Annotated in this window: 9 protein-coding genes and 1 pseudogene; 9 read left to right on the top strand and 1 reads right to left on the bottom strand. The window is 58.6% G+C overall.

The features are described 5' to 3' along the window. Positions 1-7 precede the first annotated feature (7 nt). The 4 genes from AC4ANE_RS26495 (at position 8) to AC4ANE_RS26510 (ending at position 4,833) form a co-directional block, all read left to right on the top strand. The gene (locus AC4ANE_RS26495) at positions 8-889 is read left to right on the top strand and encodes a LysR family transcriptional regulator (protein WP_002551430.1); all 882 of its coding nucleotides are present in this window, start codon (positions 8-10) and stop codon (positions 887-889) included. Positions 890-992: 103 nt separating this feature from the next. Next, positions 993-1,829 carry a formate dehydrogenase accessory sulfurtransferase FdhD gene (fdhD, locus tag AC4ANE_RS26500; protein ID WP_002551429.1) on the top strand — a complete coding sequence of 279 codons (837 nt, stop codon included), beginning with the start codon at positions 993-995 and terminating at the stop codon, positions 1,827-1,829. Next, positions 1,826-4,162: an FdhF/YdeP family oxidoreductase gene (locus tag AC4ANE_RS26505; RefSeq protein WP_031598301.1), complete on the top strand. Its 2,337-nt coding sequence runs from the start codon at positions 1,826-1,828 to the stop codon at positions 4,160-4,162. The genes fdhD and AC4ANE_RS26505 overlap by 4 nt, the downstream gene beginning before the upstream one ends. A 209-nt stretch (positions 4,163-4,371) precedes the next feature. Then, a complete protein-coding gene (locus AC4ANE_RS26510) occupies positions 4,372-4,833 on the top strand; it encodes a glycine zipper domain-containing protein (RefSeq protein ID WP_002551428.1) in 462 nt (153 codons plus the stop codon). 58 nt (positions 4,834-4,891) lie between these two features. Here AC4ANE_RS26510 and AC4ANE_RS26515 read toward each other — a convergent pair. Next, positions 4,892-6,820 (bottom strand): annotated as a pseudogene (locus AC4ANE_RS26515) (RecQ family ATP-dependent DNA helicase). Between the two features lie 175 nt (positions 6,821-6,995). Between AC4ANE_RS26515 and AC4ANE_RS26520 the strand changes: the two are divergent. The 5 genes from AC4ANE_RS26520 (at position 6,996) to tssC (ending at position 11,847) form a co-directional block, all read left to right on the top strand. After that, positions 6,996-7,814, top strand: coding sequence for a hypothetical protein (locus tag AC4ANE_RS26520; RefSeq protein ID WP_002551427.1), 819 nt, complete (start codon positions 6,996-6,998; stop codon positions 7,812-7,814). Between the two features lie 500 nt (positions 7,815-8,314). Next, on the top strand, positions 8,315-8,494 hold the full coding sequence (locus AC4ANE_RS26525) for a hypothetical protein (protein ID WP_135000809.1): 180 nt from the start codon (positions 8,315-8,317) through the stop codon (positions 8,492-8,494). A gap of 484 nt (positions 8,495-8,978) precedes the next feature. Further along, positions 8,979-9,728, top strand: coding sequence for a hypothetical protein (locus AC4ANE_RS26530; RefSeq protein ID WP_460408618.1), 750 nt, complete (start codon positions 8,979-8,981; stop codon positions 9,726-9,728). 68 nt (positions 9,729-9,796) lie between these two features. Next, positions 9,797-10,330 (top strand): type VI secretion system contractile sheath small subunit, encoded by a 534-nt coding sequence (gene tssB / locus AC4ANE_RS26535; protein WP_002551425.1) that lies wholly within the window; start codon positions 9,797-9,799, stop codon positions 10,328-10,330. A gap of 14 nt (positions 10,331-10,344) precedes the next feature. Next, positions 10,345-11,847, top strand: a complete 1,503-nt coding sequence (gene tssC / locus AC4ANE_RS26540) for a type VI secretion system contractile sheath large subunit (protein ID WP_003343625.1) — start codon at positions 10,345-10,347, stop codon at positions 11,845-11,847. Positions 11,848-11,867: the final 20 nt, after the last annotated feature.

An 11,867-nucleotide genomic window follows, 5' to 3' on the forward strand; every position in this document is an offset into this window, starting at 1 on the left:
AGTGAATATGGACATCAAGCAACTTAAGTTTCTGATCGCCCTTGATGAAACGAGGCACTTCGGCCATGCGGCTGCGCGTTGCAATATCACCCAGCCCACCTTGTCGATGCGTCTGCGCAATCTGGAAGAAGAGCTCGGTTTGCCCCTGGTCAATCGGGGCCAGCGTTTTGAAGGCTTCACTGCGCCAGGCGAACGCGTGTTGGCCTGGGCACGCACGGTACTGGCAGCCTACGACGGCCTGCAGGCTGAAGCGGCTGCCTGCCGGGGGCACTTGGTCGGCACACTGCGCTTGGGTGTAGTGCCGCTGTCGAGCTTCGATCCGCTGCCATTGCTGCACCGGCTGCACCAGATGCACCCCAACCTGCGCTTCGAGCTGTCGTCACTGAGTTCCGAGCAGGTGCTGGAACAACTGGCGAGCAATCGTATCGATCTGGGCGTTTCATACCTGGAACGGCTGGACACCGAACGCTTCGACTCGCTGACCCTGGACGACACGCGCATGGGGCTGCTGTATGACCGTCGGCACTTTACCTTTGGTGACGAACCGTTGAGCTGGGCCGATCTGGTCGAATTGCCGCTGGGCACTCTGACCAGCGGCATGCATTTTCGCCAATCGATCGATCACAACTTCCACAGCCGTGGCCTTCAGCCCAATCCATTGATCCAGACCGATGCCGTTCATCAGTTGCTGCAGGCCGTCCATGGCGGTTTTTGCTGCGCGATCATGCCGCTGGATGGCGGCCTGGAAACGCTCACCGAGCATTTGCGCCTGCACCCGATCGCCGACGCCCGTACGCTGGCCCGGCTGGGGTTGATCATGCGCCGCAGTGCACCGCGCTCGGCACTGGCTGAAGCCTGCTTTGCACTGGTAGCAGAAATGCCGCGCTAGAGCGTTGATCGACGTCATCTATCGGCACATCAGCACTAGCGATTAGACGATTTACCAGAACGGGCCTAGTCTTGCAGATGTCATTCTGCCGGTATTTCAGCCCATGCCCGTTACGCGCAAGGTCAGCTCGGCGTCCTTTGCTACGCCAGCCCCCGAAGCAAGCCAGTCTTACAGCTACTCGAACCTCGAGGGCACTGACTCTGCACGTAACGAACTTGCCGAAGAAGTGGCACTGGCGATTGCCTACAACGGCATCAGCCAGGCAGTCATGCTGGTCAGCCCCACCGATCTGGAAGACTTTATCGTCGGTTTCAGCCTGGGCAGCGGCATCATTGCCTCGCACGACGAAATCTACGACTTCAAAATCAGCGGTTGCGGCTCGGCGATGCAGGCCGAAGTCGAAATCGCCAGCCGTGCCTTCTGGGAACTCAAGCAACAGCGTCGGCAACTGGCAGGCACCAGCGGTTGCGGGCTCTGTGGCGTTGAAGCGGTAGAGCAGGCTCTGCCAGAACTGAACGTGCTGCCCGGCGCACCCTTGCCGCCGATTGAGTGGCTGGAAGGCCTGCGTCAGCGCATCGGTGAGTTCCAGCCGCTTGGCCGCCATTGTGGCGCTGTGCATGCTGCGGTGTTCATGGACGGTAACGGCCAGCTGTTGCTGGGACGTGAAGACATTGGCCGCCACAACGCGCTGGACAAGCTGATCGGCGCATTGATCCGTCAGGACATCCCCTTGGCAGGCGGCGTCGCCATCGTGACCAGCCGCTGCAGCCTGGAACTGATTCAGAAAGTATTGCGCGCAGGCATCCAGACCCTGGTCAGCCTGTCGTCGCCCACCGGCCTGGCCCTGCAATGGGCCCGCCGCCACAACCTCAATTTAATTCACCTGCCGCAGCACAGTGCGCCGCGGGTCTATAGCCCTGCGATGGAGATTCAAGCGTGAGCACTCATCATCAAGCCGACAAGACACCTATCCCCCGCTACAAGCCATACAAAGGTGCGGCAGGCGGCTGGGGCGCACTGATCAGCGTGACGCAACACTGGCTGGGCAGTGACAACGCTCTGAAGAACCTGCGCATGATGCTCAAGACCAACCAGAATGGCGGCTTCGACTGCCCTGGCTGCGCGTGGGGCGATTCGCCGGAAAGCGGCCTGGTCAAGTTCTGCGAGAACGGCGCCAAGGCGGTCAACTGGGAAGCCACCAAACGCCGTGTCGATCCGGCCTTCTTCGCCCGCTACAGCGTCAGTGCATTGCTGGAGCAGAGCGACTACTGGCTTGAGTATCAGGGCCGCCTGACCGAGCCTCTGGCCTACGATGCCGAAACCGACCGTTACAAGCCGATCAGCTGGGACAACGCATTCGCGCTGATCGCCAAGCACCTGAAGAACCTGCCCAGCCCGAACATGGCCGAGTTCTACACCTCGGGTCGCGCCAGCAACGAAGCGGCGTACCTGTATCAGTTGTTCGTGCGCGCCTATGGCACCAACAACTTCCCGGACTGCTCGAACATGTGCCACGAAGCCAGTGGTGTAGCGCTGTCGCAAAGCGTCGGCGTGGGCAAGGGCACCGTGACGTTCGAAGACTTCGAACACGCCGACGCCATCTTCGTCCTCGGCCAGAACCCCGGCACCAACCACCCGCGCATGCTGGAACCCCTGCGTGAAGCGGTACAACGCGGCGCGCAGGTGGTGTGCGTCAACCCGTTGAAAGAGCGTGGTCTGGAGCGTTTCCAGCACCCTCAGCACCCGGTCGAAATGCTCACCAACGGTGACCGTCCGACCAACACCGCCTACTTCCGCCCTGCCCTGGGCGGCGACATGGCGCTGTTGCGCGGCATGGCCAAGTTCCTGCTGCAATGGGAGCGTGATGCACAGCTGGCAAATGAGCCGTCGGTCTTTGATCACGCGTTCCTCAACGAACACACCGAAGGCGTGCTTGAATACCTGGCCGCCATCGATGACACGTCCTGGGACGAGATTGTCGAGCAGTCCGGCCTGCCGCTTACTGACATCGAACAGTCGGCACGCATGTACGCCAAGGGCAAGAACGTCATCATGTGCTGGGCAATGGGTATCACCCAGCACCGCCATTCGGTTGCGACCATTCAGGAAATCGCCAACCTGATGCTGCTGCGCGGCAACATTGGCCGTCCAGGCGCAGGCCTGTGCCCGGTGCGCGGTCACAGTAACGTGCAGGGTGACCGCACCATGGGCATCAACGAGCGCCCACCGGTGTTCCTGCTCGATGCTCTGGAAAAACGCTTCCAGTTCAAAGTGCCCCGCGAAAATGGCCACAACGTGGTCGAAGCCATTCACGCCATGGCCGAAGGTCGCGCCAAGGTGTTCATCGCGCTGGGCGGCAACTTCGCCCAGGCAACACCGGACAGCCATCGCACTGCAGAAGCCCTCAGCAACTGCGACCTGACCGTGCAGATCAGCACCAAACTGAACCGCAGCCACCTGTTCCACGGCAAGGACGCGCTGATCCTGCCGTGCTTCGGCCGTACCGACATCGACATCCAGGCCAACGGCCCACAAGCCGTGACCGTGGAAGATTCGTTCAGCATGGTCCACGCATCCAACGGACAGTTGAAGCCGTCGTCGAAGCAGATGCGTTCCGAGCCTGCGATCATCGCCGGTATCGCCAACGCAACACTGGGCAAGGCACCTGTGGACTGGTTGTGGCTGGTCGAAGACTACGACCGCATTCGCGACCTGATCGCCGACACCATCCCCGGCTTCAAAGACTTCAACGAGCGCGTAAAACATCCGGGTGGCTTCTACTTGGGCAACGCCGCCGGTGCACGCCGCTGGAACACAGCCTCGACGCGCGCCAACTTCAAATCCAACGCGTTGCCGCTGAGCCTGATCCATGAAGACATCAGCTCGACCGGGCAGATTCCGGACCTGATCATGCAATCGATGCGCTCGCACGATCAGTACAACACCACTATCTATGGCCTGGACGACCGTTATCGCGGTGTCAAAGGCCAGCGTGATGTGCTGTTCGTCAACGAAGCCGACATCATTCGTCTGGGCTTTCAGCCGGGTCAGAAAGCTGACGTGATCTCAATCTGGAGCGACAACCGCGAGCGCCGCGTCAAAGGCTTCACCCTGCTGGCGTTCGACATTCCGGCCGGTCAGGCTGCGGCCTACTACCCAGAGGTCAACCCGCTGGTACCGCTGGAAAGCGTTGGCGATGGCAGCAGCACGCCGACGTCGAAGTTCGTGGCCATTCGTCTCGAGCGATCGGCAGAGTCGGCCCGCATCATCTGACGCTCATAAAAGACGCCCACAAAAAAGGCCCGTTTCGCTGGAAACGGGCCTTTCACAAGTAACCTCAGACTCTCTTTTCCGACTTAAGTTCCTTAGCCAAAACAATAACTTAGCAGTTTGTGTGGCAATCGTGTTACTCGTCGGAATTGCATTGCTACATTCTTCACTTGACACCAAGATCGCGCCGTCATCCCTATGAGATTCCATACATGAAGTATTCCTCGATACTGTTGTTGTCTCTTGCCTTGATCAGCGGTGCAGCCTCTGCAGGCAACCTCGAATCAGGCGCAGGCGGAGCATTGGGTGGGGTACTCGGCTCGGTCGTCGGTCAACAGCTCGGCGGCAGCACCGGTTCAGCGATTGGCGCTGGCCTGGGTGGCGCAGCCGGCGGTGCGGTCGGTGCAGACCGTCGCAACCGTACAGAAGCAGCCATTGGCGGCGGTCTGGGCGCAGCAGGCGGTAACGTTGTAGGCCGCAGCGTTGGCGGCAGCACCGGCAGCCTGATCGGCTCGGCGGTAGGCGGCGGCGGTGGTGCCGCACTCGGCAACTACATGGGCAACGAAAGCCGCAGCGATGATCGTCGTTATCGCGGTGGCCGTGATGATCGCCGCTACTATCGCGATCATGACCGTCGTCCGAAGCACCACGGCCATCGTCGTCATCGCGACTGATACAGCCGTTATTTACTGATGAATCAAAACCGGCCGCTCTTGAGCGGCCGGTTTTGTTTTAGAGCATCGCCTGCACCCATGCCCTCACCTGAGCATACGGATAATCCTCCAGCAAGGCAAAACCGCTGGTGGCGCGAGCCTTGAGTTTGGTGAACAAAGGCACGCTGATGCCGCACAAAAAGCGCGTCAGGCATTCGGCGCTGGGTGGCTGGCCAGTGAAGTCCTGGTGCTTGTGGATAAAATCACCGCACACCTGCTGAAAGTCCCGGTTATCCAGAGGTTCCAGCGCAGGTGGCTGTGGAAGATGGGCGATCTGGCCGTGGCAGACCGAGCAATGGCCGCATTGCTCGGGCGCGTTGTAATCGCCGAAGTAGCGTGCCAACCGATGAGTCAGGCACTGATCACTGGAGAACACCTCAAGCATTGCATGAATGCGCGCAACTTCAGTGGCCTCGTGGTGGGCGAAATAATCGTGCAGCTCGACGCTCAGCGCCTGCGGGTCAAAGTCACTGCGCAACACGCTGTAGACCTCGGTCATCTGCTTGCTTTCCAGCTCGATCCAGCCCTTTTCCTGAAAGTAATCCAGCGCCTTGACCACCCGCCCACGCTCGGCACCGTATTGCTGGTACATCGCGTCGAAGTTGACCGTGGCCCAGGTACGCGCCCGGCTGGACGTATCGATCAACGCTTGAACGAATTCGCGCCGCTCACCCTCGAAACGCGCCATCAGGTCGTGCGGCTGAAGCAGAAACTTGAAGCGGTACTCGGCGAAGTAAGCGTAGCGCGGTGCGATGATCCCGCGCAGTTCCAGCTGCACCAGCAGGGTCTTCAACGGCAATTGACGGATATTGCTGAGATCAGCCAGCGGCCCGAGCAGAAACTCCCACTGCCCGTCATGGCGTGCATCGAGCAAATCCTCCAGCACACGGGCAATCCCCTCGCGCTCCGGCGTGTCGCCATACACAAAATTTTCCAGCACATTGAGGCTGTCGCGGTTGGCCAGCACCAGACAATCCGAGGCACCACCATCGCGCCCTGCCCGGCCGATTTCCTGGCTGTAGTTCTCGATGGATTTGGGCAGGTCGAAATGCACCACATTACGGATGTCGCTTTTGTCGATGCCCATTCCGAACGCAATGGTCGCCACGATGCAGTTCAGGCTGCCGCCCATGAAACGCTTCTGAATCGACTCGCGCTGATCATTAGGCAGCCCGGCATGGTAAGCACTGGCAGGCAGACCATTCTGCTCAAGGTGCACCGCGACATGCTCGGCGGTCTTTTGCAGCGTTACGTAAACGATTGTCGGTTGGCCGCGCCGCTCATTGAGCCACTCGACCAGCAGGCGCCTTTTGTCACGCCCGCTGACCGGCTTGACCCACAGGTGCAGGTTGGCGCGATAGAAGCCGGTGGTGATGACGTCCTACGGGGCAATGGCGAATTTTTCCTGCATGTCAGTAATGACCTGCGGTGTCGCGGTCGCGGTCAGCAGCAGTGCCTGAGGGATGTTGAATTCGCGCTGGTAGTCCGGCAGCTTCAGATAATCAGGCCGAAAGTTATGCCCCCACTCCGAAATACAGTGCGCTTCGTCGACCACCAACAAGGAAATCGGCACCTGGGCGATGAAGTTGCGGAAACGTTCGTTCTTGAGGCGTTCGACCGAGATCATCAGGATCTTCAGCTCTCCGGAGCGTGCGCGTGCCATGACGTCGGCAACGTCATCGCGGCTTTGCGCCGAATCAATACTTGCCGCCGCAATGCCGTGGCGGTGCAAAAAGGCAAGCTGATCCTGGATCAGCGCCAGCAACGGCGAGACCACCAGCGTCAAATTGGGCAGCAGTAGCGCAGGCAATTGGTAACATAGCGACTTGCCTGAGCCCGTCGGGAAAATTGCCGCAGCCGAGCGTCCGGCCAGCACGGCGCTGATCGCTGCCTCCTGGCCTGGCCGGAACTGCGTGTAACCAAAAACCTGCTCAAGACGCTGGTGCATTCGCGGTTCATCCATCAGTCAAACAACACGGTCCCAACCTTAACGCGACAGGCCAAATGCATACACCACCAAAGCGTTACAGAAACACGGCGCGTGGCCGATAACGTTGAGATTTCATGCCTGCTGCGTCAGCAGGCGCGGCGCTCACCTTCATACCGCTTGATCTGGAGCAGGAATGGATTCCACACAGCAACCCGAAGACGACGGGATCATCCGCATTCAGCGCCTTGTGCCGGGCCAGGTCGATGTCGTTCTGGGCGCGCATCCAAGCCGTAAACTTAGCGCTCGACCGGGCAAGTCGCGGCCCTACTGGCTATGGCTGGCAGGCCTTATCGTTGCGGGTTGCCTGGCCGGGCTGGTCGTGTCTCATGGGCGAGGCCCAAAGGTGGCACTGGCACCTGTCGAGCGACCTGCACCTGAACCAGAGACCACCGTGATCGACAGCGAACCGACAATGGTGGCAAGCCCCGCACCCGCGCCGTCGATCCATGCGCCTGAGCTGTTACCTGTCGCCGCAACCCGGGAACAGCCAGCCGCCGTGCAGCCGCTGGATAACTGCATGAAAAGCGGCAATGTCATCGATGAGAGCGTATTGAACTGTCGCTTTGGCCAGGTTCCTCGACCCGCTCAGGCAGAACCGGCGAAAGGCATGGTGTCCGCAGACTACATGGCTGACTTCAAAGCCAACGCTGCTCGCAACCCTGCTCGCTCGGCCCGGCCCTACAGCGTTGCGACGGCCTCCATTCGTGAATGGGACGGCAGAAACCGCTATCGGGCGCAGTGGCGGGTTTACGGCAACAGCATCGACGGCGACAGCGTCTGCGAAAACTTCGCCGTTCGCTCATTCGAACGGCGCGAGTGTCGCAAGGCTGCGCAGGTCAACTTCAAGGAGGAATGCCGGGAGTGGACCAAACGTGCTGCCCGAAATCGCGACGAGGACAGTAAAAATGCCGAGCAGCGTTATTGTGAAGTGGCGGCGACTTTCTCGCCTTAGCAACACATTGACCCCCTCTGGAGCAACTGTTTCGCCGCTAAAACCGGTTTTTTGATGCGTACGTTCACGGCCATCCACATACAAAACCTTACACATGTATAGCCAAAGGCTTACACGCAATAGGGAAGGTTGGCTATTTTTCACCTGCTATCAGCGCCGTAAGATTGGATCCAACAACTGGCGAACAAGGAGTTCGCCAGGATCAGGGACGATCGACCATCGCCGGGAAGGCAGCCGACAGGGAGTTGGAATGGTCTTGGTACAAACCCGCTTCGGCGGGTTTTTTATTGTCGGCGATTTTTGCTGTCGGCGAACCTGCAGATGCAAAATCTTTCCTGACGCCAGAATTCCTGCCCCTCACCCCGCTGTTCGAGCATGAACACGTGAGGTATAGCGAAAGGCTTACACGCGGCGGGGGAACTTGGCTATTTCCGAACCTGCACGCGGCGCATAAGATTGGATCCATCAAGTGGTGAACAGGGAGTTCACCAGGATCAAGGATGATCGACCATCGCCTGGGAGGCGTCCGACAGGAAGTCGGGATGGTCTTGGAAAAACCCGCTTCGGCGGGTTTTTTGTTTGCTGCAAGAAAATCCGGGGACGTTTATCAGCAAGCACCTTCCTTCTTGCGCTCGGCAAGAATCGGTGTGCGTTTCACTCACTCTCCTGTTGCCACCTGAACCACTCGTGGTGCCATCATCCCTCATCCGAGAAATATCCGCTCACAAGACGGCATCGTGATTTTATCGTCCTTAAGACGCAAACAGCGGGCAAATAAGTTCATCTTTTTAAGCTTAATTGCGTTCGAAATCGGATCCAGATAACGCTCCAAAGCCCTTATAAATCAAGGCTTACGGCTATATTACTGCTGTAATATTAACCAGTAGTGGCTCATAGCAATCATTGCTTACTGTAACAAAACCGAGAAAATATCCACCGCCTGTAGGAACTTTCCTACTGAAAATAGTGCCATAGACCACACTGCTGGCTAGACGACATCTATATGCCAGCACCAAATCCTTCCTCATAGTGGCGGTGCGTTTTGCTTTACGCACATGGCAAAACCACTTCATGAGCAGGTGTGCAGTCGAGAAATTCGCAACTCTTCCCCGTCCCCGGTCTGATCCGGGAAGCGGTCGTGAAGGGTTCAAGGACGATGTACCGATGACTCAGACGTTCGATATAGAAGCATTGATCAAGCTGCGCAAGCAGACGCGCGCTATTTCCGACGCGCTCAAGGTGCAGGCGTCCGACTACCTGTCGACCCTCGCGTTGCTGATACGCCCGCAGACATTCTTCGGTGAATACCTGCAGGGCGCGCAACGCAGCAGCGGTCGAGAGACTCAGCACCATTTCAAGGAGCTTAAAGAGCTCTATGACCGCATTGCATCGGCAGAGCCGTTCAAGCTGGTCAATGAACTGGAAGTGCCGCTGAACCTGATCAGTACGACGCCCGAGCTGTTCCCGCTCGAATACGACATGGTGCTGTCACAAAGCGGGCAGACCATACGCATCACCAGCCCGGTGCGCTGGGTGGTGGGCTTCAACTCCTTCGATCTGGCGCAGTTTCGCAAGGTCATCAAGGACCCTAATCGCAGTAGCGCCGAGCTGTATCGCTACGTTGTGCATTATCTGGTCCTGTTCTATTGCCTGAGCAAGTCACCGGGCATGAGCCGCCTGTTCGAAGGGTTGCGCTTCCCGGTCAGTTTAGAGCGCTTGAAAGACTTCGGCGATCTGCCGTTCTGCGTGATCAGCTCACCGGTGCGCTCCGAGCTGCCGGATGAGTCGGTCATTCGCAACAGCACGCAGATCGCAGGCAATACAAGCTTTGAAGAGTCGGTCGGGCACGAAAACATTCTGGAAATGAACGATGAAATCCGTCAGCGCCTTTTGCTGACGATTGAAGGACTCTAATCGCGCCCGGCCTGTCCAGGCCCGGTACGCAAACGACTTGCAGCGAGTTGCTCGCACAGGAGATGACGATGGCGAAGAAGGAAAGTACCCAGCACAAACTTGACCGCGTTCGCGCGCCTCGGGTCCATATCACTTACGACGTTGATATCGGCGACGCTCAGGAAAAGAAAGAGCTGCCATTCGTTGTAGGCGTTCTCGGCGATTTCTCCGGCAACCCCCTGGAGCCGCTGCCCAAGCTCAAGGATCGCAAGTTCATCTTCATCGATCGCGACAACTTCAACGGCGTCCTTAAAGGCATCAAGCCGCGCCTGGCGTATCGCGTCGACAACACCCTGGCCAAGAACGGTACTCAGCTTGGCGTCGAATTGAACTTCAATGCGCTGGAAGACTTCGAGCCGCAGAACGTCGTGCGTCAGGTCGAGCCGCTGCGCAAGCTGCTGGAAGTGCGCAACAAGCTGGCTGACCTGCGTAACAAGATGGGTGGCAACGACAAGCTTGAAGAACTGCTGATGGACGTGTTGCAGAACACTGAAAAGCTGAAAACCCTGGGCAAGGAGTTCGGCCGTGAAGCCGCCGTTCCTGCCACCGACAGCAAAGAGTAAGGAGGAGCCTGACGATGACCGATAAGCAACCCGTGACTCAGCAGGACAGCGCTCTGGTTGAAGTTGAAAACTTCGCCCCGCAATCCTCCCTGCTCGACAGCATCATTTCCGAAAGCCGCGTTGCGCGCTCAGAGACCGAGCGCACCCGTACCCGCGATCTGATCGGCGAACTGGTGGCCCAGGTACTTGAAGGCGAAATGACGCCAAGCAAAGACCTGATCGCCGTGCTCGACGCGCGCATCGCCGAGATCGATTCGATGCTCTCCGAGCAGATGAACGAAATCATGCACGCCCGTGAATTCCAGCAGCTGGAAGCGTCCTGGCGCGGCCTGAAGTATCAGGTTGACCAGACCGAGACCAGTACCACGCTGAAGATTCACCTGCTCAATGCTTCGAAAAAAGACCTCGTGCGTGACCTCAAGGCCTCGTCCGAATTCGACCAGAGCGCACTGTTCAAGAAGATCTACGAAGAAGAGTACGGCACCTTCGGTGGTGCACCGTTCGGTATGTTGCTGGGTGACTACGAGTTCAACCGCAGCCCGGAAGACATGTACCTGCTCGAGGAGATCTCCCACGTTGCAGCCGCCGCCCACGCGCCGTTCATTTCCGCGGCATCGGCTGAGCTGTTCGGTTGGGACTCGTTCACCGACATGGCCGGCCCTCGCGATCTGGCGAAAATCTTCGATACGGTCGAATACGCCAAGTGGAAGTCGTTCCGCGCCTCTGAAGACTCCCGCTATGTCGGCCTGACTCTGCCGCACGTGCTGGGTCGCCTGCCATATGGCCCGGATACCACGCCAGTCGAAGAATTCAACTTTGTCGAAAGCGTCGATGGCCGTGACCACAACAAATACCTGTGGATGAACGCTGCCTACGCACTGGGCACTCGCGTGACCGATGCATTCTCCCGCTACGGCTGGTGTGTGGCGATCCGCGGCGTGGAAGGCGGCGGTCTGGTCGAAGGCCTGCCGACCCACACCTTCAAGACCGATGACGGCGAAATCGCGCTGAAATGCCCGACTGAAATTGCCATCACCGACCGTCGCGAAAAAGAGCTGTCGGACCTGGGGTTCATTCCTCTGGTGCACTGCAAAGGCACCGACTACGCCGCATTCTTCGGCACTCAGTCGACCCAGAAGCAGAAGCAGTACAACACCGACATTGCCAACGCCAACGCTCGTCTTTCGGCGCAACTGCAATACATCTTCGCGACCTCGCGTATCGCTCACTACATGAAAGCGATCATGCGCGACAAGATCGGCAGTTTCGCATCGCGCAAGGATGTCGAGTTGTTCCTCAACAAGTGGCTGTCCAGCTACGTGTTGCTGGATGACACCGCCAGTCAGGAAGCCAAGGCCAAGTTCCCGTTGCGCGAAGCGCGTGCCGAAGTGTTTGAAGTGCCTGGCAAGCCTGGCGTCTACAAGGCCGTGACTTACCTGCGTCCGCATTACCAACTGGATGAACTGACAGCATCGTTGCGTCTGGTCGCCGAATTGCCGCAATCGACTCGCGGCTGATCCATCACTTAGCCAGGGAG

Source organism: Pseudomonas sp. Pme6b (assembly GCF_058129925.1).